This is a genomic window from Sphingopyxis witflariensis, from assembly GCF_002205635.1.
Taxonomy (GTDB): Bacteria; Pseudomonadota; Alphaproteobacteria; order Sphingomonadales; family Sphingomonadaceae; genus Sphingopyxis; species Sphingopyxis witflariensis.
The window spans coordinates 140,653-165,305 of sequence record NZ_NISJ01000005.1 but is presented as its reverse complement, the minus strand read 5'-3'; the positions used below and the strand labels follow the sequence as shown (position 1 = coordinate 165,305).

General features: G+C 63.9%; 29 protein-coding genes. 11 read left to right on the top strand and 18 right to left on the bottom strand.

Annotated elements, in window-relative coordinates:
- Positions 1-31 precede the first annotated feature (31 nt).
- Positions 32-1,384, bottom strand: coding sequence for a methyl-accepting chemotaxis protein (locus tag CDQ91_RS11310; protein ID WP_088472951.1), 1,353 nt, complete (start codon positions 1,382-1,384; stop codon positions 32-34).
- Positions 1,385-1,591: 207 nt separating this feature from the next.
- On the opposite strand from CDQ91_RS11310, the gene ald reads away from it, so the two are divergent.
- The 5 genes from ald (at position 1,592) to sdhA (ending at position 5,780) form a co-directional block, all read left to right on the top strand.
- Complete coding sequence (gene ald, locus CDQ91_RS11305) at positions 1,592-2,707, top strand: alanine dehydrogenase (protein ID WP_088472835.1); 1,116 nt, start codon at positions 1,592-1,594, stop codon at positions 2,705-2,707.
- A 21-nt stretch (positions 2,708-2,728) separates the two neighbouring features.
- Positions 2,729-2,965: a hypothetical protein gene (locus CDQ91_RS11300; protein ID WP_088472834.1), complete on the top strand. Its 237-nt coding sequence runs from the start codon at positions 2,729-2,731 to the stop codon at positions 2,963-2,965.
- Positions 2,966-3,151: 186 nt separating this feature from the next.
- Positions 3,152-3,589: a succinate dehydrogenase, cytochrome b556 subunit gene (sdhC, locus tag CDQ91_RS11295; RefSeq protein ID WP_088472833.1), complete on the top strand. Its 438-nt coding sequence runs from the start codon at positions 3,152-3,154 to the stop codon at positions 3,587-3,589.
- Entirely contained in the window at positions 3,589-3,981 is a 393-nt protein-coding gene (gene sdhD / locus CDQ91_RS11290) for a succinate dehydrogenase, hydrophobic membrane anchor protein (protein ID WP_088472832.1), read from the top strand. The genes sdhC and sdhD overlap by 1 nt, the downstream gene beginning before the upstream one ends.
- On the top strand, positions 3,978-5,780 hold the full coding sequence (gene sdhA, locus CDQ91_RS11285; RefSeq protein ID WP_088472831.1) for a succinate dehydrogenase flavoprotein subunit: 1,803 nt from the start codon (positions 3,978-3,980) through the stop codon (positions 5,778-5,780). Before sdhD ends, sdhA begins: the two co-directional genes overlap by 4 nt.
- A gap of 44 nt (positions 5,781-5,824) precedes the next feature.
- Here the strand turns inward: sdhA and CDQ91_RS11280 are convergent, their stop codons facing one another.
- The 5 genes from CDQ91_RS11280 to leuC all read right to left on the bottom strand — a co-directional run bounded on the left by CDQ91_RS11280 (position 5,825) and on the right by leuC (position 9,503).
- Entirely contained in the window at positions 5,825-6,112 is a 288-nt protein-coding gene (locus tag CDQ91_RS11280) for a hypothetical protein (RefSeq protein ID WP_088472830.1), read from the bottom strand.
- Between the two features lie 62 nt (positions 6,113-6,174).
- Positions 6,175-6,414, bottom strand: coding sequence for a DUF167 domain-containing protein (locus CDQ91_RS11275; protein WP_272897613.1), 240 nt, complete (start codon positions 6,412-6,414; stop codon positions 6,175-6,177).
- A 41-nt stretch (positions 6,415-6,455) separates the two neighbouring features.
- Positions 6,456-7,451: an NADPH:quinone oxidoreductase family protein gene (locus CDQ91_RS11270; RefSeq protein WP_088472828.1), complete on the bottom strand. Its 996-nt coding sequence runs from the start codon at positions 7,449-7,451 to the stop codon at positions 6,456-6,458.
- A gap of 25 nt (positions 7,452-7,476) precedes the next feature.
- Entirely contained in the window at positions 7,477-8,076 is a 600-nt protein-coding gene (leuD, locus tag CDQ91_RS11265; RefSeq protein ID WP_088472827.1) for a 3-isopropylmalate dehydratase small subunit, read from the bottom strand.
- Positions 8,073-9,503, bottom strand: coding sequence for a 3-isopropylmalate dehydratase large subunit (gene leuC / locus CDQ91_RS11260; RefSeq protein WP_088472826.1), 1,431 nt, complete (start codon positions 9,501-9,503; stop codon positions 8,073-8,075). The genes leuD and leuC overlap by 4 nt, the downstream gene beginning before the upstream one ends.
- 91 nt (positions 9,504-9,594) lie before the next feature.
- Between leuC and CDQ91_RS11255 the strand changes: the two genes are divergently transcribed.
- Positions 9,595-10,113, top strand: a complete 519-nt coding sequence (locus CDQ91_RS11255; protein WP_088472825.1) for a sterol desaturase family protein — start codon at positions 9,595-9,597, stop codon at positions 10,111-10,113.
- Here CDQ91_RS11255 and CDQ91_RS11250 read toward each other — a convergent pair.
- From CDQ91_RS11250 to CDQ91_RS11225, 6 genes are all read right to left on the bottom strand, one after another.
- Entirely contained in the window at positions 10,110-10,790 is a 681-nt protein-coding gene (locus CDQ91_RS11250; protein WP_088472824.1) for a glutathione S-transferase family protein, read from the bottom strand. The two genes, CDQ91_RS11255 and CDQ91_RS11250, sit on opposite strands and share 4 nt — an antisense overlap.
- 44 nt (positions 10,791-10,834) lie before the next feature.
- Positions 10,835-12,130: a serine hydrolase domain-containing protein gene (locus CDQ91_RS11245; RefSeq protein ID WP_088472823.1), complete on the bottom strand. Its 1,296-nt coding sequence runs from the start codon at positions 12,128-12,130 to the stop codon at positions 10,835-10,837.
- 79 nt (positions 12,131-12,209) lie between these two features.
- On the bottom strand, positions 12,210-12,662 hold the full coding sequence (locus CDQ91_RS11240) for a hypothetical protein (protein ID WP_237245949.1): 453 nt from the start codon (positions 12,660-12,662) through the stop codon (positions 12,210-12,212).
- Positions 12,663-12,689: 27 nt separating this feature from the next.
- Entirely contained in the window at positions 12,690-13,607 is a 918-nt protein-coding gene (locus CDQ91_RS11235; protein WP_088472822.1) for a hypothetical protein, read from the bottom strand.
- Between the two features lie 27 nt (positions 13,608-13,634).
- A complete protein-coding gene (locus CDQ91_RS11230) occupies positions 13,635-14,285 on the bottom strand; it encodes a CoA transferase subunit B (protein ID WP_088472821.1) in 651 nt (216 codons plus the stop codon).
- Positions 14,285-14,995, bottom strand: coding sequence for a CoA transferase subunit A (locus CDQ91_RS11225; protein ID WP_088472820.1), 711 nt, complete (start codon positions 14,993-14,995; stop codon positions 14,285-14,287). The genes CDQ91_RS11230 and CDQ91_RS11225 overlap by 1 nt, the downstream gene beginning before the upstream one ends.
- An 88-nt stretch (positions 14,996-15,083) precedes the next feature.
- Here CDQ91_RS11225 and CDQ91_RS11220 point away from each other — a divergent pair, with 88 nt between their 5' ends.
- Entirely contained in the window at positions 15,084-16,019 is a 936-nt protein-coding gene (locus CDQ91_RS11220) for a LysR family transcriptional regulator (protein WP_088472949.1), read from the top strand.
- 55 nt (positions 16,020-16,074) lie between these two features.
- Positions 16,075-16,890 (top strand): universal stress protein, encoded by an 816-nt coding sequence (locus CDQ91_RS11215; protein ID WP_088472819.1) that lies wholly within the window; start codon positions 16,075-16,077, stop codon positions 16,888-16,890.
- A gap of 27 nt (positions 16,891-16,917) precedes the next feature.
- Here the strand turns inward: CDQ91_RS11215 and CDQ91_RS11210 are convergent, their stop codons facing one another.
- From CDQ91_RS11210 to CDQ91_RS11195, 4 genes are all read right to left on the bottom strand, one after another.
- Positions 16,918-17,565 carry an HAD-IA family hydrolase gene (locus CDQ91_RS11210; protein WP_088472818.1) on the bottom strand — a complete coding sequence of 216 codons (648 nt, stop codon included), beginning with the start codon at positions 17,563-17,565 and terminating at the stop codon, positions 16,918-16,920.
- Positions 17,562-18,665, bottom strand: coding sequence for a DUF2855 family protein (locus tag CDQ91_RS11205; protein ID WP_088472817.1), 1,104 nt, complete (start codon positions 18,663-18,665; stop codon positions 17,562-17,564). Before CDQ91_RS11205 ends, CDQ91_RS11210 begins: the two co-directional genes overlap by 4 nt.
- Positions 18,666-18,773: 108 nt before the next feature.
- On the bottom strand, positions 18,774-19,460 hold the full coding sequence (locus CDQ91_RS11200; RefSeq protein ID WP_088472816.1) for a VIT1/CCC1 transporter family protein: 687 nt from the start codon (positions 19,458-19,460) through the stop codon (positions 18,774-18,776).
- 6 nt (positions 19,461-19,466) lie between these two features.
- Entirely contained in the window at positions 19,467-20,387 is a 921-nt protein-coding gene (locus CDQ91_RS11195; protein ID WP_088472815.1) for an SMP-30/gluconolactonase/LRE family protein, read from the bottom strand.
- 189 nt (positions 20,388-20,576) lie between these two features.
- Here CDQ91_RS11195 and CDQ91_RS11190 point away from each other — a divergent pair, with 189 nt between their 5' ends.
- Complete coding sequence (locus tag CDQ91_RS11190; protein WP_088472948.1) at positions 20,577-21,176, top strand: TIGR02466 family protein; 600 nt, start codon at positions 20,577-20,579, stop codon at positions 21,174-21,176.
- Positions 21,177-21,298: 122 nt separating this feature from the next.
- The gene (locus tag CDQ91_RS11185) at positions 21,299-22,732 is read left to right on the top strand and encodes an NAD-dependent succinate-semialdehyde dehydrogenase (RefSeq protein WP_088472814.1); all 1,434 of its coding nucleotides are present in this window, start codon (positions 21,299-21,301) and stop codon (positions 22,730-22,732) included.
- Between the two features lie 148 nt (positions 22,733-22,880).
- On the opposite strand, the gene CDQ91_RS11180 is transcribed toward CDQ91_RS11185, so the two are convergent.
- Both CDQ91_RS11180 and CDQ91_RS11175 read right to left on the bottom strand, forming a co-directional pair.
- Positions 22,881-23,645 carry an SDR family oxidoreductase gene (locus tag CDQ91_RS11180; protein WP_088472813.1) on the bottom strand — a complete coding sequence of 255 codons (765 nt, stop codon included), beginning with the start codon at positions 23,643-23,645 and terminating at the stop codon, positions 22,881-22,883.
- Positions 23,642-24,013, bottom strand: a complete 372-nt coding sequence (locus tag CDQ91_RS11175) for a dihydroneopterin aldolase (RefSeq protein ID WP_088472812.1) — start codon at positions 24,011-24,013, stop codon at positions 23,642-23,644. The genes CDQ91_RS11180 and CDQ91_RS11175 overlap by 4 nt, the downstream gene beginning before the upstream one ends.
- Before the next feature lie 90 nt (positions 24,014-24,103).
- Here CDQ91_RS11175 and CDQ91_RS11170 point away from each other — a divergent pair, with 90 nt between their 5' ends.
- Entirely contained in the window at positions 24,104-24,607 is a 504-nt protein-coding gene (locus CDQ91_RS11170) for a GNAT family N-acetyltransferase (RefSeq protein WP_088472811.1), read from the top strand.
- The last annotated feature ends 46 nt before the right edge of the window (positions 24,608-24,653 follow it).

Here is a 24,653-nt window from a genome sequence, read left to right as displayed (position 1 = left end):
GGCAGGGGGGAGCGGCTTGCCAAGCCGCCGGTCAGGCGACGCGGCGGCTGAACTCGCTCGCGGCCTTTTCCAGCGACTGGAGCCGCTGGCCCATCTTGCCGAATTCAGCGCTCAGCGTGCTGATCTCGCCCGCGACCATGCCCGAATCATTGCGGATGCTGGCGATCGTCGACGACATCGAATCGGCGGCGAGTGCGGTTTCATCGACCGCGGCGGTGATCGAGGTGACCGTCTGCGCCTGCGCATCCATTGCGTCGCGGATGCGCTGCGCCGACTGCTGGACCTCGACGATCGTCGCCTGGATCGACTGGTTGGCGCTGACCGATCCGCGCGTTGCCTGCTGGATCGCGGTAATCTTGCCCGCAATATCGTCGGTCGCGCGGGCGGTTTCGTTGGCGAGACTCTTCACTTCCTGCGCGACGACGGCAAAGCCGCGCCCCGAATCGCCGGCGCGCGCCGCCTCGATCGTGGCGTTGAGCGCCAGGAGGTTGGTCTGGCCCGCAATTTCGCGGATCAGGCCGAGGATCGACTCGATCGATTCGGCGTGGTGCGACAGGGTTGCGGACATGGCGACGGCTTCGCCCGCCTGTTCGGAGGCGCGAGTCGCGACGCTCGCCGATGCCTCGACTTCGCTGCGGGCATCCTCGATCGCGCGGATCAACCCGGCGGCGGTCGAGGCGGCTTCGCGCATCGCCATCGCCGATTGTTCGGATGCCGCGGCGACTTCGCTCGTCTTGGCGATCATGCCCTTCGCCGCCTGGTCGGCCGAAGCCGCCTGTTTGGCGAGTTGCTGGCGCACCCCGTCGCTGTCCTGCACCAGCGAGGCGATCGAGCGGTCGAAATCGCCCGCCAGCGCCTGACGGTCGCTCGATATGGCGGCACGGTCGAGCTTTTCGGCGTAGCGCTGCATGATATCGACCTCGAGGATCGAGAGGCGATTGATCGCGCTGGTCAACCGCGCGATCCGCGACCCATCACCTTCGCACGCTTCGACGACATATTCGATTGCCAGCCGCTGGCTTTCGGCGAGGCACGACAAGACCGAAGCGAGCGGCACTTTCACGCGGCGCGCCATATGGGTGTTCTGGCACGCAATCGTCGCGACCTCCTGCCCCGCCGGGTCGGCATATTTGGCGGCGGCGTGGTGAGAACTGCCCTGAATATAGGAGGCGAGCAGTTCGCCGTCGATCCGGCGCTCAATGGTGGGCAGGGCGTTGAACGCGTCCCAATAGGCTTTGCCGATCGCCTCTTCGCGCCCGGCGATGATCGCGTGAATTTCGGCGGCGTTCGCGGCCAACTGGCCGTCGAGATCATAAAAAGGGAAGCGATCGGCCATCAGCACCGGATCGATTTGCTGCCTGTGAATCGGATTTTCCTTCACCATGATCCTGTTCCCTTGGACGATCGTTGCCGACACGCGGGTCTTTGCCCGCATTGGCCAGCGAAATTACCGGCCGGGATATGCGGTGTGGATAGTAAAGGCGTCGTTAACCAGCGCCGCTAATTTTCGCCCGATACAGGTCCGCGGCGCTATACATTCGCTATGCCTCGCGCCTATTGTTGCGGTGGAAACCAGTTTGGAGAGCGGCAGATGATCATCGGCACCCCCAAGGAAATCAAGAATCACGAATATCGCGTCGGCCTGACCCCCGAAAGCGCCCGCGAACTCCATGCTCACGGCCACCGCGTGCTCGTCCAGACAGGGGCGGGAGAGGGGATTGGCGCGCACGACCGCTACTATGTCGAGGCGGGCGCCGAAATCGTCGCGACTGCCGAGGAAGTTTTCGCCGCCTGCGACATGGTGGTGAAGGTCAAGGAACCCCAGCCCGCCGAGCGCGCGATGCTGCGCGAAGGGCAGATCCTTTACACCTATCTCCACCTCGCCCCCGACCCCGACCAGACCCGCGACCTGATGAAATCGGGCGCGGTGTGCATTGCCTATGAAACCGTCACCAGCCCGCACGGTGGCCTGCCCTTGCTCAAGCCGATGAGCCAGGTCGCGGGGCGCATGTCGATCCAGGCCGGCGCAACCGCCCTCGAAAAGGCGCATGGCGGCCGCGGCGTGCTGCTCGGCGGCGTCCCCGGCGTCGCGCCGGGCAAGATATGCATCATCGGCGGCGGGGTCGTGGGTTTCAACGCGGCGCAAATGGCGGCGGGCCTCGGCGCCGACGTCACGATCCTCGACCGCGACCCCGAAGTCCTCGAACGCGTCGGCACCTTCTTCGAGGCGCGCGCCAAGACGCGCTTTTCGAACCGCGCGAACCTCGCCGAATGTGTCGCCGAGGCTGATCTGGTGATCGGCGCAGTGCTGATCCCGGGGGCAGAGGCGCCGAAGCTCGTCACGCGCGACATGCTGAAGACGATGCAGGCGGGATCGGTGCTTGTCGATGTTGCGATCGATCAGGGCGGCTGTTTCGAGACCAGCCATGCGACAACCCACGCCGATCCGACCTATGTGGTCGATGGGATCGTCCATTATGCGGTCGCCAACATGCCCGGCGCGGTCGCGCGCACCAGCACCTATGCGCTCAACAATGTCACCCTGCCGCACGCGCTGCGCATCGCCGATCTCGGCTGGAAAGAAGCTTTGCGACGCGACATGCATCTTGCGCAGGGCTTGAACGTTTGGAATGGTAAGGTGACGTTCGAAGCCGTGGCGGAAGCGGTCGGAACCGATTATGTGCCTGTCGAACAGGCGCTCGTCTGACAAAAGGATGCAGAACAGACAATGACCGACCAAAATGACCCCCTCCCCGGGCAGGAAGACGAGCACGAGGAAAATGAAGTGCTGCGCGCCGCGCGCGAGCGTCAGCAGCAGAAGGACGCCGCCGATGCGGCCGAAGCCGAAGCCAAGGCCGGCAAGCGCGGCCGAGGCTGGAAAACCGCCGCCGCCGCCGCCGGCATCGGCATTGGATCGGCCGCAGTGCTCGCCGCGCTGCTCTACGCGAACCGCGACAAGAAATAGGCGCGAAATCCCGGGCGTCGGCCCTGCGAAGGTGGGGCGCGCCGCCGGGCGTGGTTCGGGTCGATGGGCACCCCTGCCTTTGTATGGCGACGGGGCGCATATTTTGTGGCCTAAGCAATTGCATATCGCGGCTACGGCGCTAAACCGGCGCCCATCGACCGATTAGAGTCACAAAACGGGGCTGATATGGCTGGCAAAGAAACAAGCGGACGACCGCGCGCACCGCATTTACAGGTGTATAAATGGGGGCCGCACATGACGGTCTCGATCCTCCATCGCGTCAGCGGTGACGGGCTTGCCATCGTTGGCGCGTGCATGTTTCTGTGGTGGCTTGGCGCGCTCGCGTCGGGTCCCGACGCCTATGCCGCTTTTGTCGCCTGCGTCTGGAACGATCCCGCCGGCGGCGCCTTTCATCAGGTGACCAATATCCTCGGCAAGATCGTGCTGGTCGGCCTGACCTGGGCCTTTTTTCAGCATCTCTTCTCGGGGCTGCGCCATTTGGTGCTCGACACCGGCGCGGGCTATGAGCTCAAGACCAACAAGCTCTGGTCGACCGTCGTGATGATCAGCGGCGTCCTCGCGACCGCCGCGACCTGGCTCTATATCCTCGCAGGGGCACTCTGATGGGCAACGGAACGCATCTTGGAAAAGTTCGCGGGCTCGGTTCGTCGGGCCATGGTTCGCAGCATTGGTTGCAGCAGCGACTGACCGCGCTGGCCAATATCCTGCTCGTCGGCTTCCTCTTCGTCTCGCTCGTCCGGCTGCCGCTGGGTGACCATGCCGCAGTGCTGCGCTGGGCTGCAAACCCCACCGTCGCGCTCGCGCTGATGCTGATGGTGGTCAGCGTCTTCTGGCACCTTCGGCTTGGCCTGACGGTGCTGATCGAGGATTATGCCCATGGCGAAGCGGCACGTCTGTTCGCGCTCGTCGTCCTGAATTTCTACGCGATCGGCGGCGCGGCCTTTGGCCTGTTCGCGATCGCCCGTATCGCCTTTGGCGGGGGAGCGCCGGCATGAGCGACGCCTATAAGATTATCGACCATATCTATGACACCGTCGTCGTCGGCGCCGGCGGTTCGGGCCTGCGCGCCACGATGGGCAGCGCCGAAGCAGGCCTCAAAACCGCCTGTATCACCAAGGTGTTCCCGACGCGCAGCCACACCGTCGCGGCGCAGGGCGGCATCGCCGCCAGCCTCGGCAACAATTCGCCCGACCATTGGCAATGGCATATGTACGACACCGTCAAGGGTTCCGACTGGCTCGGCGACCAGGACGCAATCGAATATATGGTGCGCGAAGCGCCGCAGGCTGTCTACGAACTCGAACATGCAGGCGTGCCGTTCAGCCGTAACCAGGACGGTACCATCTATCAGCGTCCGTTCGGCGGCCATATGCAGAATATGGGCGAAGGTCCGCCGGTGCAGCGCACTTGCGCCGCCGCCGACCGCACCGGCCATGCGATGCTCCATGCGCTTTATCAGCAGTCGCTGAAATATGACGCAGATTTCTTCGTCGAATATTTCGCGCTCGACCTGATCATGGACAATGGCGTGTGCCGCGGCGTGATCGCCATGTGCCTCGAGGATGGCAGCATCCATCGCTTCCGTTCGCAGGCTGTGGTCCTCGCAACCGGCGGCTACGGCCGCTGCTATTTCACCGCCACCTCGGCGCATACGTGCACCGGCGATGGCGGCGGCATGGTGCTGCGTGCCGGCCTGCCACTTCAGGACATGGAATTCGTCCAGTTCCACCCGACCGGCATTTACGGCGCGGGCGTGCTGATCACCGAGGGCGCGCGCGGCGAGGGCGGTTATCTCACCAACTCGCAAGGCGAGCGCTTCATGGAGCGCTATGCCCCGTCGGCGAAGGATCTGGCGTCGCGCGACGTCGTGTCGCGTTCGATGGCGCTCGAAATCCGCGAAGGGCGCGGCGTTGGCCCGCATGGCGACCATATCTACCTGCACCTTGATCACATCGATCCGGCGGTGCTGGCGGAGCGTCTGCCCGGCATCACCGAAAGCGGCAAGATTTTCGCCGGCGTCGATCTGACGCGCCAGCCTTTGCCGGTCGTGCCGACGGTCCATTATAATATGGGCGGCATTCCCTGTAACTATCATGGCGAAGTCGTGACTTTGGGCAAGGATGGCCCCGATACGGTTGTCCCTGGCCTGTTCGCGGTCGGCGAAGCGGCGTGCGTGTCGGTCCACGGCGCGAATCGTCTCGGCTCGAACAGCCTCATCGATCTCGTCGTCTTCGGCCGTGCAACCGGCCATCGCCTCCGCGATATCGTCAAGCCCGGCGCGGCGCAGGCGCCGCTGCCGACCGACAGCGCCGATCTGGCGCTCGGCCGCCTCGACCATTTCCGCCACGCAAATGGCGGCTCGCCGACGGCCGAAGTCCGCGTCGAGATGCAGCGCGCCATGTCGGCCCACGCCGCGGTGTTCCGCACCGACGAGCTGATGGCCGAAGGCAAGGAAAAGCTCGCGAAGACCTATGCCCGGATGCAGGACATCGGGGTCACCGACCGCAGCCTGATCTGGAACACCGACCTGATCGAGACGCTCGAGCTCGACAATCTGATCGCGCAGGCGACGGTGACGATGCACTCGGCGTTCAACCGCAAGGAAAGCCGCGGCGCCCACGCGCACGAGGATTTCCCGAGCCGCGACGATCCGAACTGGATGAAGCACACGATCAGCTGGTTCGACGGCTGGGGCGGCAAGGGCGGCGGCGTGAAGCTCGATTACCGTCCGGTCCACGAATATACGCTTTCGGACGACGTTGAGTATATCAAGCCGAAGGCGCGCGTTTACTGATCAGAACAGATGGGACGCTCCGGCTTCGGCCGGGGCGTCGCCTGTCAGAACCAATGCTCGAACGGGTTGATCTCGGCGAAGGGATGCTCGGCATTCTGGCTCATCAGCCATAGTCTCTGGCACGCGATACTGAAAAACATCAGCGCGATCGACCAGACGATGATCGTCTTGATGATGATCCAGCGACGCTCGTCGGCCGCGGCCTTGGCGCGGGCTTTATGGTCGATGCCCAGCTCGCCTTCGAACTCGGCGACCAGCTGCGCGCGGCGGGTACGCGAAATATTCGCGATACTCGCGTCACTATATTCACGTTTGGAACGGCGAATCGCCATTGTTTCAACCTTGGCCCAGCTAGTTCTGTGCCCCTTGATAGCGAGCAGCCCCTGCCAAAGCGTTAACCGAAGCCAGCGATCCCGATCAGCTTGATCCGCGCCGTCGCGCCGCGCAGCAGCGTCAGGTCGCGCGGTGGACGGCCCAGCGCGGCGGCGAGGAGTCGCAGCACTGCCGCATTTGCGGCGCCATCGGCGGGCGGCGCGGTGACCCGCAGCTGGACGACGCCGTCGGCAATCGCCACCGCGTCGCGGCTTGCGCCCGGGGTCACCCGAACCTCTAGCCGTCCGGTCGGCGCCGCCAGATCGTGCAGCGCCGCCGTCAGCTCGGGGTCGGGGCGGTATTTCAGATGGTGACGACCAGTTTGCCGACCGCGCTGCGATCCTCCAGCTTCGCGATCGCCTTGCCGCCATCGGCCAGCGCAAAGGTTTCGGTGACGCGCGGGCTGATCTTGCCTTGTTCCCACAGCTGAAACAGCCGCGCGATATTGGCGCGGTTGCGCTCGGGTTCGCGTGCGGCAAAGGCGCCCCAGAAGACGCCCGCAACGTCACAGCTTTTGAGCAGGGTCAGGTTGAGCGGCAGGCGCGGAATGCCCGCAGGGAAGCCGACGACCAGATAGCGGCCTTCCCAGGCGATCGAGCGCAGCGCGGGCTCGCAATAATCGCCGCCCACCGCGTCATAGATGACATTGGCGCCGTCGCGGCCGACCGCAGCCTTGAATTTCTCGGCGAGCGCCTTCGACGCGTCCTTGTCGAACGGCGCATGACCATAGACGACGACCTCGTCTGCGCCCGCCTGACGCGCGATATCGCCCTTGGCTTCGCTCGATACGCCCGCAACGACGCGCGCGCCCATCGCCTTGCCCAGTTCGACCGCTGCGATACCGACCCCGCCGGAGGCGCCGAGGACGAGCAAGGTCTCGCCTTCCTTCAGGTGGCCGCGGTCGTCGAGCGCGTGGATGCTGGTGCCATAGGTCATCAACAGCGATGCGCCCTCGGCAAAGTCGCGGCCCTCGGGCAACGGATAGGCATTGTTGACCGACACTACGACGGCTTCGGCCATGCCGCTGTTGCCGCACGCCGCGATCACGCGGTCGCCGGTCTTGAACGCGGTCACGCCTTCACCGACCTCGGCTACGATGCCGGCGATCTCGCCGCCCGGAGCGAAGGGACGCTGTGGCTTGAACTGATATTTATCCTGAATGATGAGCACGTCGGGATAGTTGACCGCGCAGGCCTTTACATCGACGACGATCTGGCCCGGTCCTGCGGTCGGACGCGGCAGCTCACCGATCTCGAGCGTTTCGGGGCCGCCGGTTTGCGTCGACAAGAGAGCCTTCATCATCTTCTCCTTTTGGTTGCTTCTATCAGCTTTCGACCGTCGCGGGCTGGAGCCATGGCTGCGTTTGCGCGATCTTCGCCTCATAGGCGCTGATCGCTGCACCGCTTTTCTCGGTCAGCGAAATCTCGTCGAGCCCGCCGAGCAGGCACATTTTGCGGAACGGGTCGATTTCGAAGGTGAAGCGGTCCTGAAAGGGCGTCGTCACCGTCTGGGTGTCGAGGTCGACATGTACGGGATCGGTCTTCGCGACCTCCATCAACCGGTCGATCGCCGCTTGCGGCAAGACGACGGGCAATATGCCATTCTTCACCGCATTGCCGGAGAAAATATCCGAGTAAGAGGGCGCGATGACGACGCGGATGCCGAGGTCGCCGAGCGCCCATGCGGCATGCTCGCGGCTCGACCCGCACCCGAAATTGTCGCCCGCGATCAGGATCGGCGCGCCTTTGAACTCGGCGCTGTCAAACAGATTGTCGGGGTCGGCGCGCAGGCTTTCGAACGCGCCTTGACCCATGCCCTCGCGGCTGACCGTCTTCAGCCAGTGCGCCGGGATGATGACGTCGGTATCGACATTTTTGAGCCCGAACGGGATCGCGCGGCCTTCGACCTTTTCGATCGGGGTCATGCCATCAACTCCCGCACATCTGTGAGCTTGCCCGTCACCGCCGCTGCCGCAGCCATCGCAGGCGACACCAGATGGGTGCGCGCACCCGGACCCTGACGCCCGACGAAATTGCGGTTGCTCGTCGATGCGCAGCGTTCGCCCGCGGGCACCTTGTCGGGGTTCATCGCGAGGCACGCCGAACAGCCCGGCTCGCGCCATTCGAGGCCGGCCTCGGTGAAGATGCGATCGAGCCCCTCGGCCTCGGCCTGCGCCTTCACCAGCCCCGAACCGGGGACGACGATCGCCCATTTGACATTGTCGGCCTTGTGGCGACCCTTGAGCACCGCAGCTGCTGCGCGCAGATCCTCGATGCGGCTGTTGGTGCAACTGCCGATAAAGATATTCTCGACCGGAATCTCGTTCATCGGCGTGCCGGGGGTCAGCCCCATATAGGCGAGCGACTTTGCGGCGGCGGCCTGCTTCGACGGATCGGCAAAGCTCGCGGGATCGGGGACGACGCCGGTGATCGGGACGACATCCTCGGGGCTGGTGCCCCAGGTGACGCTCGGCGCGATATCGGCGGCATCGATCACGACACTCTTATCATAGGTCGCGCCCGGATCGGTCGCGAGGCTCTTCCAATAGGCGACCGCAGCGTCCCAATCTTTACCCTTCGGCGCATAGGGGCGGCCTTTCAGATAAGCGAAGGTCGTCTCGTCGGGCGCGATCAGGCCCGCGCGTGCGCCACCCTCGATCGCCATATTGCTGACCGTGAGGCGGCCCTCGACCGACAAGGCGCGGATCGCGCTGCCGGTATATTCGATGACATGGCCGGTGCCGCCCGCAGCGCCGATGGTGCCGGTGATATGGAGGATGATGTCTTTCGCGGAAACGCCGGGACCAACTTCGCCCTCGACGCGCACTTCCATCGTCTTGGCGGGCTGGAGCAGCAGCGTTTGTGTTGCGAGCACATGCTCGACCTCGCTGGTGCCGATGCCGAATGCCAGCGCGCCGATGCCGCCGTGGCACGCGGTGTGGCTGTCGCCGCAGACGATCGTCGTGCCCGGCAGCGAAAAACCCTGCTCGGGGCCGACGACATGGACGATGCCCTGTTCGGGCGCGAAGGCGTCGATATAGCGGATGCCATATTCGGGGGCGTTCTTTTCGAGCGCGGCCAATTGCGCCGCGCTTTCGGTGTCGGTGATCGGCAGCCTGTTGCCCGCCGCGTCTTTCCGCGCCGTCGTCGGCAGATTGTGATCGGGAACCGCGAGCGTCAGGTCGGGGCGGCGCACCGTGCGTCCGCTCGCACGTAGTCCGGCGAATGCCTGCGGGCTGGTGACTTCATGGACCAGATGGCGGTCGATGAAGATCAGAGCGGTTCCGTCGGGGCGCTGTTCGACAACATGCGCGTCCCAGATTTTCTCATACAGGGTGCGGGGGCGGTTCATGGGGATCACTTAAGCCTGTCGCACAAGTTTGCAAGCGAGTGGCGAACGAAAACGCAATTTTCGGTCGCGGCAGTTCGTGTATAGTCACCGCATGTCACCCGCCGCCATCATCGCACTCGTCATCGCCACCATCGTGGCAATGGAATGCATCGCCTGGGCGAGCCACAAATATATCATGCACGGTTTCGGCTGGGGCTGGCACCGCGATCACCATGAGCCGCATGCCAAGCGACTGGAAAAGAATGACCTGTTCGGACTCGTCGGGGCCGCGATGAGCATTTCGATGTTCGCGATAGGCAGCCCGATGATCCGGGGTGCGGGCGCGTGGGAGCCGGGGACGTGGATCGGCCTCGGCATCCTTTTCTACGGCATCATCTATACGCTGGTGCACGACGGGCTTGTTCATCAGCGTTATTTTCAATGGGTGCCGCGGCGCGGCTATGCCAAGCGGCTGGTGCAGGCGCACAAGCTCCATCATGCGACGATCGGCAAGGCGGGCGGGGTGAGCTTCGGATTCGTCTTCGCGCGCGATCCGGCGAAGCTGAAGGCCGAATTGAAGAGGCAGCGTGAAGCGGGGATTGCGGTGGTGCGCGAGGCGCTGACAGATTAGGTCTGCCGATAATCCGCAGTAATCGCACCGCAGGCGCGCAACTCTTCCTCATGCCCCACCTCGCGCCAGCTTTCGGCGAGTGCCTGCCTTTCCCATTCCAGCATCGCGGGATGCGCAAGAATATGGTCGACCCATGCCTGTCCCGCGCCGACTTCGAGGCCATAGGTGCGAACGCGATAGGCCACCGGGGCGAAAAAGGCGTCGACGGCGGAAAAGCTGTCGCCCGCAAGCCATGGGCCGCCGAATCGTGCCAGCCCATCCTCGAACAATTCGCGGATGCGTGCGACATTGGCCTTCAGCGCGTCGGACATTGGCTTGGGCGTCACGCGGACCCCGACATTCATCGTGCAGTCGCCCCGCAGCGCCGAAAAGCCGCTGTGCATCTCCGCCGCGGCACATTGCGCCCAGGCGCGCGCGTCGGGATCGGTGGGCCACACGCCATCGTGGCGGTCGGCGAGATAGAGGGTGATGCCGAGCGAGTCGTAAATCGTCCGTCCGTCATGGAGCAGCGCCGGCACCTGCCCGGTCGGCGAAAAGCTACGGAAATCATCATAATTGGCCGGCTTGGTGAAGGGTTCGATCCGATCTTCGAATGTGATGCCCAGCCCGGACATCAGCGCCCACGGGCGCAGCGACCAGCTCGAATAATTGCGGTTGGCGGTGATCAACACATACATGCTTCGCGCTCCTGCTGGGCGATGGGTCCCCATGAAATCAGAGTTCAGGGCGTGGCGAGTTGCCCATTGGAATCCGCGACAATCGGTTTAGCCTTGGCAGCGCCCCCCGTCTGCTGCTGCAGCTCGCTGAGGTCGAGCCAGCGCGCGTCGTCACGCTTGTGATAGCTGTCGATCGCCGCGAACGGGATGCGGAATGGAAATCCCCAATCGCTGTTCCACATGGCCACGACACCGGTCCGCGTGGATGGTTCGAAAATCATCGTCGCACGATATCCCGATACCGCGCCCGAATGACCTTCGAGCCGGTGGCCGTTGTAGGTAAAGCTGCGCCAGCCCAAGCCATAGGCGGCATCGCTAATGACCTGACGCAAAGGGCCGCCATAGAGCCGCGCAGTGCCGACCCGGGGGCGATGGGCAAGCTGCAACACCGGCGCAGGCAGCACATCGGGGCGGCTGCCCATCATCGCCTGCATCCATTTGGCGAAATCGACGATATCGCTTTCGACGCCCGCAGCAGCGGGAACGCGCCAATAGGCCTCCTTGATCGGAAGGACGTGCGTCCCGCGGTGCGGTTTCGCCCAATCTTTGGCGCCCGTCAGCCGCTCCATCCCGTAACCCGCGCTGACCATACCGAGCGGAAGGAAAAATCGATCCTCGACCGAGTCCGCGAAAGCCTCGTTCGCCGCCTCACCCAATATCTCGCTCGCGGTATCAAAGGCGATATTTTGATAGGTGTGGCAGGTGCCGGGGTCGCATTGCAGCGGTGCGGCGGCAAGGTTCGCGCGCAGCAGCGTGGGGCTCTGTCCTTCCTCCAGCTTCTCGTCATAAGCATTTTTGGTAAGACCGGTGCGCTGGGCGAGCACGTCTTCCAGCGTCACCCGCGCCTCGGCGCCGCCGGGCAAGCGCAGCGTCGTGTGCGAATCGGCAACCGGACGGTTCAGATCGATGGCGCCATCCGTGGCCAGCGCGGCTGCGAGCGCACCCGTCGCCGTTTTGGAAACCGAGGCCCAGCGAAACAGCGTCTGCGCTGTGACCGGCGCTCCGGTCGAACTGTCGGAGACGCCATAGGTGCGTACGAAGCGCAATTCGCCGTCTTCCACCACCGCCACCGCCAGCCCCGCCATTTCGGGCCGCCGGACGAGGTCGGACAATTGCTTGTCGAGCGCGCGATAGTCGATTCGGCCGCGCCATTCCGCGGGCGTGTCAGGCAGGTTTTCAGCGGCCCGGATCGGGATCAGGACGCTCACAAGGGGGTGCTTCCCGCCAAAGGCGTGAACACCAAACCAGCCCGCCGTCCCCAGCGCGACGATAGCGATCAAAAGAAGGTAAACGCGCTTCATGGACCCGTGACTAGATTGCGACCTTATATGTGGTGGTCGTCTTAGCCGCGAGTTCCTCCGCCGTCACCCTCGGAGCGGCTTAGGGTGCAAGATGGCGCCAGGCCTTGCATGTCCCGGCGGTGTAAACCGCTCCATAGACAAAGACGATCAGCGAAGACCAGATCGCAAAACTGTCGGTGTGTTGCGGACGCCACAGGTGGAGGGGCACAAAGACGATTGCGCGCAGCAGATAGATGGTCGTGATGACAACCAGCCCGGTTCGCAGCAACGGCAGACGCCGCAGCGAGCCCGCCCCTGAAAAGGCATAGGCGGCCCAGACCAGCAAGATGCTGGCAATCGCCAGCGTGATCAGTGCGGGTGTCCATTCGCCGCGCGCGGCGGCGCGCGCCATATCTTCGCCTGCGCCGAAGAAGCGATACCATTTGGGACCGCCCAATATGCAGCCCATGTGGAGCAACGCTGCTCCCACCGACAACCAGCCGCCAAGCTGTAGCCAGCTGGTTCCGGGGTTGGGTGATATTGTGGTCAGCACTGCATCCCCATCAATCGTCGGCGGGCTTTATTTCGGCCCGGGAAAACCGCCACGCCAATATGTATTCCATTTGACGCTCAGTGACGGCTCTTCGCCAGCCGGTCGGCGGCGCAGCCACACGCTGACATCCGAATCATCCGGATCGAATAGGACGCCGTTGGTCCCTTTGCCGCCATAACCCGCAGCCGTGCGCTTGACCTTGGCGCACAGGGCGCTCTCCTGCTCGGCCGACATGCCCCTGATTAGTACATTGCAACCGTAGTTAAAATTGCCACGCCGAAACATGATGTCGACCGGCAATCCCTGATCCTCGGGCATGAGGTCAAGCTTCGCATCGATATCAGGCGAGATGTCCCACTGCGTCGATACGAACAAATAGCCATAGGAAGGCCGATCGCCTTCGCCGGCCCATTGAAAGCGCGCCGACTTGACGATGAGTGCGCACATCGCAGTGCTGAAGGACGACGAAAATTCTATCTTTTTGCACTCTTCGACCCTGCCATCGGACCGGACGGTGAGCATCAGGTCGGCATCTTCATTTTCCCTGCCGGTCCAGCCCTCCGCCGCGACGTCGGCAACGGTCGGCGCAAACTGAAGCGTGCCCAATTCCTTGATCTGCGGCCCTGCCTTGCTCGCCGGAATCGGCGGCGGCGGCGGTGCCAGACCCATCGGATAACGGGCGGGGGGCGACACCAATATGGCGGGCGACCCTTTGGGCAGTCGCAGCGGAACCGGGGGTGGCGGCGCCTTTTCCCGCATGTCGCGAACGATGGGCGGGGATTTCAATATGGGTGGAGGCGGCGGAAGCCGTCTGATCGGTTTCGGCTTAACGACGGCCTTTTTAACTGCCGCTTTGGCAGCAAGATCGGCGCCCGGAACCGGCACCCCGATCAATAGACCCACGACCGCCACCGCGACCAGACCCGAACGCCCCTTGTTTTTCATCTATCCACCCTGACGCAATCCATCGCGTCACACAATATAATGCGCCGTCGTTTTCTCGGCGACTTCTTCCGCGGTCACTCCCGGGGCAAGCTCGATCAGCTTGAACGGGCTGTCATGATCGTCGCGTTTGAACACCGCGAGGTCGGTGATGATCATGTCGACGACATTCTTGCCGGTCAGCGGCAGCGTACATGCCGGAATGAACTTCGGGCTGCCGTCCTTGGCATTATGTTCCATCACGACGATGATTTTTTTGACCCCGGCGACCAGATCCATTGCGCCACCCATGCCCTTGATCATCTTGCCGGGGATCATCCAGTTGGCGATGTCGCCATTTTCGGCAATCTCCATGGCGCCGAGTACGGTGAGGTCGATATGCCCGCCGCGGATCATCGCGAAGCTGTCGGACGAGCTGAAATAGGCCGACTGCGGCAATTCGCTGATCGTCTGCTTGCCCGCATTGATCAGGTCGGCGTCTTCTTCGCCCTCAAAAGGGAAGGGGCCGATGCCAAGCATGCCGTTTTCCGACTGGAGCGTCACCTCCATCCCTGCGGGGATATGGTTCGCTACCAGCGTCGGGATGCCGATGCCAAGGTTGACGTAATAGCCGTCTTGCAGTTCCTTCGCGGCGCGCGCCGCCATATCGTCGCGGGTCCATCCCTTGATTTCTTGGGCCATTATGCGGCTCCCTTCTGGCGAACGGTGCGGAATTCGATTTTCTTGTCGTAAGGTGCGCCGAGGATCAGGCGCTTCACATAGATGCCGGGCAGATGAATGCAGTCGGGATCGAGGCTGCCGACGGGGACGATTTCCTCGACTTCGGCGACGCAGATTTTCGCCGCGGTCGCCATCGGCTGGTTGAAGTTGCGCGCGGTCTTGCGGAAGATCAGATTGCCGCTCTCGTCGGCCTTCCATCCCTTGATGATCGCAAGGTCGGCGAAGATTCCGCGTTCGAGGATATAATCCTGTCCGTCGAAATTCTTGACCTCCTTGCCTTCGGCGACTGCGGTGCCGACGCCGGTCTTGGTGTAGAAGCCGGGAATGCCCGCGCCGCCGGCGCGGCAGCGTTCGGCGAGCGTACCCTGCGGGCAAAATTCAACCTCGAGCTCGCCCGCCAGATATTGACGCTCGAATTCCTTATTCTCGCCGACGTAGGAACTGATCATCTTTTTGACCTGCTTCGTGCGGAGCAGCTTGCCGAGGCCTTCGCCGTCGATCCCGGCGTTGTTCGACGCAATGGTCAGGTCTTTGGTCCCGGCGTCGCGGATCGCGTCGATCAGCCGTTCGGGGATGCCGCAAAGGCCGAAGCCCCCCGCGCAAATCTGCATGCCGTCGAAGAGAATGCCTTCGAGTGCGGCGGCGGCGTCGGGATATCGCTTGTTCGCCATGAAACGGGTTCCTCCTGTTGTCGGGGGTGACTGTGGCGCATCAAAATCATCAATTCTAATCTTAGTAATTTTAGATTATTCATAAATGATGTCTATCAATCGTATCTCGCTCTATCATCTCGAAACCTTGCTGTGGATCGATCGGCTGGGGACATTTTCCGCGGCCGCCGAGCGGCTCAACACGACCCAGCCAGCGGTGTCGGCGCGGATGCGCGAGCTGGAGCAGCGGCTTGGATCGAAGCTGTTCCGCCGCGACGGGCGTAGCATGTCGTTGACCGCCGCCGGGCGAAAGTTGGTGCGCGATTGCGATCCGTTGCTCCGCGACATGCAATTGGCGCTGCTCGGCAGCGGCGGCTTTGCCGAGGCGAGCGGGGTGGTGCGGATCGGCGCGGGCGAGATTGCGGCGGCGAGTTGCCTGCCGCCCTTCGTCGCCAAGCTGAAGGCAGAGATGCCGAATGTCGGGCTGGAGATCGAGATCGACCTGACCGCGAACCTGATCCAGCAATTGCTCACCGGGCGCACCGATCTGGCCTTCGCGGCGGGACCGATCGCGCATCCGGCGCTCAAGACCAGCCCGATCGGCGCGGTCGCGCTCGTCTGGCTGGCGAGCCCCGTCGTAGCGGCTACGTTCGGCGGCGGCGGCGGCGGCGGCGGCGGCGGCGGCGATGCGGTTCCGGTGCCGGTCTGGTCGCTCGCCAGCCATTCGCCGATCCACGGCCGGATGCGCGACGCGATCCAGGCCTCGCGTATCGCGCCGAAATCGCTGAATCTGTGCAACAATGCCCGGATGATGATCGACATCGCCAAGGCCGATGGCGGGGTCGGCATATTTCCCGAACCGATGGTTCGCGACGATGTTGAGCGAGGCCTGCTGGTCGAGCTCGCCGATATGCCGACGCTCGCGCCGGTTGAATTTCATGTCGCGATGCGTGTCGCCGATACCGAGCCGGTGCTCATGCGGATATTCGAGGAGGCCGCCCGATTGCGCCTGACGACGCGCAGCGACTTTGACGCCGATCAATGAACTGATGCGTATCTCCGTGCATTAGCCTATTATCAGACAACCAAAGGAGGCCGATATGCGCTCGATTCTGGTCCACGCCGACAATGACGCCGCGTCCGAGGGGCGCTATCAGGTCGGGCTTGACCTCGCCCGGCACTTCGAGGGGCATGTCACGCTGATGATCGCCACGCCGCTCCAGCAGTTCGTCAGCTTCGATCCCTTTGGCGGCACCTATTTCGCCGCCGAGGCATTGGCGAAAGCGCAGGCCGACGATCTCGCGCTCGAAAACCGGCTGGCCGACCGTTTGGCCAAGGAAGATGTGCCGTGGACGATTGAGATGGCCGACGGCGATATCATCGGCGGCCTGGCGGGCGCGGCGGCGCTCGCCGACCTGACGATCGTCAGCCTTACGGGCCCGAAACATGATCTTCGTCAGGGGCCGCCCATGCTCGCCGGCGACCTCGCGCTGGCGACCCCGGTTCCGGTGCTGGCGCTGCCCGGCACCACAAATTCGCTTGATTTCGATGCCCCTGCGCTGGTCGCGTGGAACGGCAGTCCACAGGCGGCGCAGGCGCTGCGCGCCGCCCTGCCGCTGCTCGGCGGCGGGCGCCAGGTCGTGCTGGCGGCGGTGGGTGCAGAGGAGGAAGGGGCTTTCCCCGGCACCGATGCGCTACGCTATCTGTCGCGCCACGGTATCCACGCCGAGCTCGATCTCCTCGATCGCGGAGCGGCGCCGGTCGCCGAACGGCTGGAACAGGAAGCGCGCTCGCTCGATGCCGGGCTGATCGTCATGGGCGCCTTCGGTCATGGCCGACTGCGCGAGACATTATTTGGCGGCACGACGCAAAACATGCTGAAAAATAGCGGATTTCCGCTGTTGCTGGCGCATTAGTCCGAGCGGGCCGGTGCCGCCCAAAGCCTAAACCAGCGGCATCTCCAGCGCGGCGGACAGATCGGCGAGCGCCTGTTCGCCGCTCACTACCTTGATCGCATGCATGCCAAGCCCCGCGGCGGGTTTGCAGTTGATACCCAGGTCGTCGAGATAGATGCAGTTTGCGGGTTCGACGCCGAGCGCATCGCACATCATCTGGTAGATGGCGGGATCGGGTTTGCGTACCCCGACCTTGCTCGATTCGATGACATGGTCGAAGCGCGCCATGATGCCCGCCACTTCAGCTGCCATCGCCTCGCTGCGTGCCATCCCCGCCCCCTTGCCCGAGGGCACATTGTTGGTGATGCAGCCGACGGTGAAACCTTTGGTCTTCAGCGTGTCGAGCGCCGCGACCATCGCGGGGCGCACCGCACCGGCGAGTACCGCAAGCACCGCTTCGCCTTCAAGCTCATGCCCCAGCGCGCGCGCCTCTTCCGCAAAGAGCGTGTCGAAGGTCGTAGCGTCGATCTCGGCGCGTTCGAACTTTGCCCAGGCATTGTGATCGGGATCGGCAGCGTTGACGCGGCGGACGAAATCGCGCGGCAACCCGCGTTCCGCCTCCAGCCGGTTGAACGCTTCGAAGGGCGAGGCGGTGATGACGCCGCCGAAGTCGAAAATGACGTGGGTGTAATTCATGGCGTGATGACAATTCCCGTTTTGGGGTCGGCCTGACCCGACAGCATTTCCTGATAGGCGGCGAGTGCGGCCTCCCCGCCGCTGCGCTTGTCGATGGTCGCGAGGCGCGGTGCGACCTTCATGAACGCCAGCCACGCCTCGGCGATCTTCTGTCCGAAGGCCGCGCCGCCCCAGTCGGCGATACGCTTCTGGCTGCGCCCGGGGGCGAAGAAGCCCTGCCGTTCGGGGCCGGGGAGCCCTTCGCCATCGGCCTGCGCATCCCAATGCGACTTGCCGACGATGATCGATGCCTTGAGTTGGTCGCCGAAATGACTGTGCACCGTCCGGGTCACCGCGCCATTGCCCGCCATGTCGACGAGCGCGGCGGGGTTCGCGGCGTTCAGCGTCATGATCTGGTCATAGCTGATGACGCGGTCGTAAATACCCTGCGCGGCAAGGGCCTCGACATTGGCGGCGCTGGTCAGCCCGATCGTCTCGGGCCGTTCGGTGCGCTGCGCAAGCGCGAAGCCCAGCCCGATCGCCGTCTTGCTCGACGCGCTGGCGATCAATATCTGTCCGGCGCCATAGTCGCCCTCATCCTCGAACTGGTCGGCGATCAGCCAGCCGGTGAGGAACAGCGGCCGGAACACCGGCCAATAATCATGATGCTCGGCGCGATAGTCGGGCAGTGCCCCGATGCGCTGATAATTATTATAGATGGGGGGCAGGGTGGTGCGGCGCGGCGTCACATCGACGAAGCCGCCGGGGCCGCGCTTGCCGACCGTCAGCACGGCATGGCTCGCCATGGGATAATAGCCATAGAAGCGATCGCCGACCGCAATATCGTCGGCGGCGCTTTCGGTCACGGTGGCAAAGCCCCAGACCGGCAGCCGTCCCGGTTCGCCGCGCCCGGAAAAGAAATCCCAATAGCCCTGATCATTGCCGAACAGGCCCGACGGCTTACCGAACACCGCATAGGTAATGTTGTTCGCACTCATCGCATAGCTGTCGATCGCAACCCGGATCTGGCCCGGTTCGAGCGACGCGGCGGGTTCGGCGAACAGCACGGCGTGGGTGATGTCGTCGCGATCGATATCGATCGCCCAGGCGGCATCGCTCATCTCTCTCTCCCATTCGAGAATCTTGCCCGCGAACGCGGGAAGGTCGATACAGTTGCAGAAGCGGTGGCCACTGACAATCGTCGAAGGGCCCCATATATGACAGCGGCGCTAGCCGACGCCTCCGAATAGCGACCCGATAGCCATCGTCGCCACCATCGCCAGCGCTCCCCAGAAGGTGACCCGCAATACTGGCCGAAGCATCGGCGCATTGCCTGCCCATGCGCCAAGTGCACCCAGCATTGCGAGGAAGACCAGCGATGCGGCCGAAACGATCCACGGCAGTGACGGCCCCGGAAACAGTAAAACGGTCGCAAGCGGCAGAGCCGCGCCCATAGCAAAGCTGACTGCTGACGCTGCCGCCGCCTGCACAGGCCGTGCCGCCATCGCATCGGTCATGCCCAGCTCGTCGCGCAGATGCGTATCGAGCGCATTATGTTCGGTGAGCTGCACCGCAACCTGCTCGGCGAGCGCGCGGTCGAGCCCGCGCTGCTCATAGATCTGCGTTAGTTCCTCAAGCTCGAATTCGGGATCGGCTGCGAGGTGGCGTTTCTCCAGCTCGACATCGGCTTTTTCGGCGTCGCCCTGCGAGCTGACCGACACATATTCGCCCGCCGCCATCGACATCGCACCTGCGACCAGTCCCGCGATGCCGGTGACGACGATCGATGATGATGCTACGCCCGCCGCCGCGACGCCCGCGATCAGGCTCGCGGTCGATACGATCCCGTCATTGGCGCCAAGGATTGCGGCGCGCAGCCAGCCGATCCGGGTGACGGTGTGGGTTTCTTCGTGCATATTCCCTCAATATTGCAGTTGCAGCCCCGGCCGCGCCCAGCGCGTCTTCACCAGCCGACCGGTGCCCGACAGAGTGATATAGGCATCTTGCCGGTCGGAGCCACCAAAGGCGATGTTGGTGGTGAAAATATCGTCGGTTGCAATAAATTCAACAAGTTCGCCTGCGGGCGACACGACACTGATCCCGCATTCGCCGATCGTCGCGACGCAGATATTGCCCGATGCCTCCATCGCGAGGCTGTCGAAGAATTTATAGCCCGCGGGACGGTAAAGCGGGATGCCGGGGCCGCCGGGTCCGGCGTCGGGCGCTACCTTGCCGGGCGCGGTGATGTTGAACTTCATCAGGCGGCAGGTATAGGTTTCGGCGGCATAAAGCGTGCTGCCGTCGGGCGACAGGCCGACACCATTGGGATTGTTCGACGGGAAAACCACTTCCTCGATGAAGCTGCCGTCGGCCTTGGCATAGAAGATGCCGACAATATCGTGGGCGCGCGCAGCATAATCGATCTTGCCATTGTCGGTGAACCAGAAGCCGCCGTGGCTGTCGAAGGCGATGTCGTTGGGGCCGCGCAAGGTTACGCCATGGTCGCCGGATTTGTAGAGGATTTCCACGTTGCCGGTTTCGATGTCGATCCGTTCGATCCGCCCGCCCGAATAATCCTGCGCGATGCCATGCGGTGCCAGATAGCCGTTCGATTCGACATAGTGAAAGCCGCCATTGTTGCAGCAGTAGAGCTTGCCATCGGGACCGAAGGCGAGGCCGTTGGGGCCGCCGCCGGGGCTCGCGATCACCTCTTTCTTTCCGCCGGGCCAGCAGCGCGTGATCCGCCCCGCCTCAATCTCGACGAGAATGACGCTGCCGTCGTCCATCACCACCGGTGCCTCAGGGAAACGCAATCCGTCGGCGATCAATTCAAACTCGGCCATTTTCTCTCCCTTTTCGTTGAATGTCTTGAGTTCTGAGGCGTTCGCTTTCCGTTTTGTCCTTCGTCACCCCGGACTTGTCCGGGGTCCATCGGGCCGCGGCGGTGGGAATGGATGCCGGATCAAGTCCGGCATGACGAATGGGGGCGTCTATTCCTTGCTCTTGCGCACTTGCTGTGCTTTGCGGCCATCATGCCCGTTCGCACGCTCTTCGCCACAAATTTCTACGAAGCCGATATTGGCTCGCCCGACTTGCTTGAGGAACTGGAGGCAAGTTGCCACCTGTTCGCCGAAGAGGATGGCGCGGGGCGCCGCTGGAGCCGCGAGCATGGCTATAAAGGCTATACGAGCTACGCCAGTCTCGGCGACCTGCCCGAACGCGACCCGGCGTTTTACGATCTGAAGCGCCTGCTCGACAAGGAAGCGAAGGCCTTTGCCAAGGCGTGCCATTTCGACCTCGCCAAGCCGCTCAAGCTCGACAGCCTGTGGGTCAATGTCATGAAACCCGGCGGCACGCACAGCGGGCATATCCATCCGCACAGCATCGTGTCGGGAACCTTTTATGTCGCCGTCCCGCCCGGATCGGGCGCGCTGAAACTCGAGGATCCGCGGCTCGCCATGCTGATGGCGGCACCCGGCCGCACCGACGATGCGCCCGAAAGCCTGCTGCCCTTCGTCTATGCCGAACCCGCCGCGGGCCGTGTCTTTCTGTGGGAAAGCTGGCTCCGCCACGAAGTGATGCCGCACAGCGGCAAGGGCGAACGGATTAGTATCAGCTTCAACTATCGCTGAACGGACCCTATATCGCGTTTCGTCATTGCGAGGAGCGAAGCGACGCGGCAATCCAGAGTCCGCGTAAACCGCCCTGGATTGCTTCGCTTCGCTCGCAATGACGAAGCTTGAAAGGATCCTCCATGACCGCGACCTACGACGCCGACCTGCAACTCTTCATCGCCGGAGCATGGCGGAGCGGCGAGGGGCGCGAGGGGCGGCCGGTCTACAACCCCGCGACCGCGGGAACGATCGCCGAGCTGCCGGTGGCGACCGCGGCCGACCTCGACGAAGCGCTTGCGGCGGCGGACCGCGGCTGGCCTGCATGGCGCGCCAAGACCCCCGACGAACGCGCCGCGCTGATGCACAAGGTTGCAGGGCTGATTCGCGAACGCGCCGACCATATCGCGACGCTGCTGACCCTCGAACAGGGCAAGCCGATCGCCGAGGCGCGCGGCGAGGTGTTGTCGGCTGCGGGGTTGTTCGACTATTTCGCCGAACAGGGCAAACGCATCGATGGCCGCGTGCTCCAGCGTCCGGCCGGGCAGCGTGCGATGGTGCTCAAACAGCCCGTCGGTCCGGTCGCGGGTTTCAGCCCGTGGAATTTCCCGGTCAATCTGATGGTCAAGAAAATTGCCCCCGCGCTCGCCGCGGGTTGCGTCGTGATCGCGAAGGCGCCCGAGGAAACCCCGGGCTGCACCAGCGCGATCATGCGTTGCATCGTCGATGCGGGCGTGCCGGGCGATGCCGTCCAGCTCGTCTATGGCGACCCTGACATGATCAGCCGCCATCTGTTGGCGAGCCCGGTAATCCGCAAGGTCAGCTTCACCGGATCGACCGCGGTCGGCAAGCATCTGATGAAGCTCGCCGCCGATGGTGTGAAGCGGATCACGATGGAACTCGGCGGCCATGCCCCGGTGCTGATCTTCGACGATTGCGACCTTGAAGCCACGCTCGACAAGGTCGTGTGGCAGAAGTTCCGCAACGCCGGGCAGGTGTGCATCTCGCCCACGCGCTTCTATGTTCAGCAGGGCATCTACGACGCCTTTGTGAAGGGTTTTGCCGAGCGGACCGCAAAGGTGAAGATCGGCAACGGCCTCGACGCCGACACCCAAATGGGCCCGCTCGCCAATGCGCGGCGCGTCCCCGCGCTCGAAGCGATGGTCGCCGACGCGAAGGCCAAGGGCGCGCGCGTGATCGCGGGCGGTGAGGCGGGCGACGGCGGTTATTTCTTCCAGCCGACGGCGATCGCCGACGTGCCGCTCGACGCCGATGCGATGAACAATGAACCCTTTGGCCCAATGGCGTTGATCCGCCCGTTCGGGACCGAAGAAGAGGCATTGGAGCAGGCGAACCGGCTCCCCTATGGCCTCGCCGCCTTCGCCTTCACCGAAAATGGCCGCCGTATCAACCGCATCGCCGACGGCATCGAAAGCGGGATGGTCGGGATCAACAGTTTCGTCATCTCGGCCCTCGACGCGCCGTTCGGCGGGATCAAGGAATCAGGTTTCGGCAGCGAAAGCGGGCCTGAGGGGCTGGAGGGTTATCTGGTGACCAAGGCGGTGCATATTTACTGATGCGAATGATCCTCCCTGTGCCGCAGGCATGGGGAGGGGGACCGCCGCCGCAGGCGGTGGTGGAGGGGCCGCAACTTAGCGCCAAAGCCCCTCCGTCAGCCCTTCGGACTGCCACCTCCCCATCGCTGCGCGACAGGGAGGATAAGGATTAATCCCGATCCAGCGCCACAAAATCGCGTGCCATCGGCGCGAGATGCGCGCCGCCGTCGACGAAGATCGTCTGCCCCGTCACCGCCTCGGCGCGGGCAAGATAGACGACGGCGTCGGCAATCTGTGCCGGGGTCGGCAGCGCGCCGAGCGGCATCCGCGCCGCCAGCCGTTCGACCTGCGCTGCGCTATAGTCATCGGTCGCGATGGTCAGCCCGGGGGCAACCGCATTGACGCGGGCCTTGTCGCCGAACGCCACCGCCAGCGTCCGCGTCGCCTGCCACAGTGCCGATTTCGACAGGCTGTAGGCGATCTGGTCGGGCACCGGCTGCGCGACGCGCTGGTCGACGATATTGACGATTGCGGGGCGGCTCGTCGCGCTGCTCGCCGCGACCAGTGCCTTGGCAAGCATCACCGGCGCATGATGATTGACCTGCATCATCGCCGCGAGCGCGTCCGCTGACAGGTCGGTCCACTCTCCTTCACCGAACAGCGCCGCATTGTTGACGAGCAAGTCGGGCGCGCGGCCGAATTTGTCGACCACCGCGGGGATCAGTGCATCGACCTGCGCGGGATCGGACAGGTCGGCCGCGAAGCGATGGCTCTGCGCGCCCGTCGCTGCGAGCGCTTCGGCGAGTATCGGATCGGCCTCTGCCGCGGTTCGTTTGTGCAGCGCCAGCGCATAGCCTTCGTGCGCGAGCCGCGCCGCAATCGCGGCGCCGACGCGGTGCAGGCCGCCCGTGACCAGCGCCAGCTTTTGCGTCATTTTCGTGCGCGCCGCATCGTGATGCCGATCTGTTCGCCTTCCTCGGCGATCGCCAGCTTGACGATCTTCACCTCGACCTCTTCGACCTTGTCGTCCTGCAGAAACAGCGTGTCGATGATATGGTCGGCGACGCTTTCGATCAGCACGAAATGCACGTCCTTCGGAATACCGTCGGTCGCCGCGAATTTCAGGTGCATATAATTTTTCGACGCGCTGAGCGGCGTGGTCGGATCATAATGATCGGCCATCGCCAGCTTCGCGCGCACCGAGATACGCAGCGGCTGCGGCAAATGGGTTTCTTCGGAGTAAATGCCGGTCAGCACCTGGACGGTCAGCCCGTCCACTTCCAGCCACAATATGTCGGTCACGCGATCATCCTGTCGAACGGGGGTGACATTCGGCTTTGCAATACCGACGCCGGACCCTAAAGCGCCGCCGCATTAGCGAAAGGGTGCGCGTTGGTCGAGTTACTTCCATTGGCAGAGATAGATATGCAGGCGGTCGAGGATTTGCTCGATGCGGCTTTTGGTGCCGATCGTTTCGGCCGCACCGCCTATCGCCTGCGCGAAGGAAGCGCGGCGGTGCCGGACTTGAGCTTCGCGTTGGTCGAGGACGGCCTGCTGATCGGCACGATCCAGTGCTGGCCGGTCGTCCATCGGTCGGCTGATGGCATAGTCACGCCGCTCGTCATGGTCGGCCCGGTTGCGGTGCGTCCCGATGTCCAGCGCGGTGGGCATGGCCGCGCGCTGATGGCGCATATGCTGGAGGCGGCGGAAGCTGGCGCCGACGGCGCGCTGATGATGATCGGCGACCCCGAATATTATGGCCGCTTCTTCGGTTTCGACGCCGATGCGACGGGCGAGTGGGATTTGCCCGGGCCGTTCGAGCGCCACCGCCTGCTCGCGCGCGCGGTGAACGGTCATGTCCTGCCGATGGCGGCCGGGATGATCGGGCCGCGCTGATCCGCGCGGGGGTTGCACCGCGCGCCTGTCCGCCTATGTCGGACGG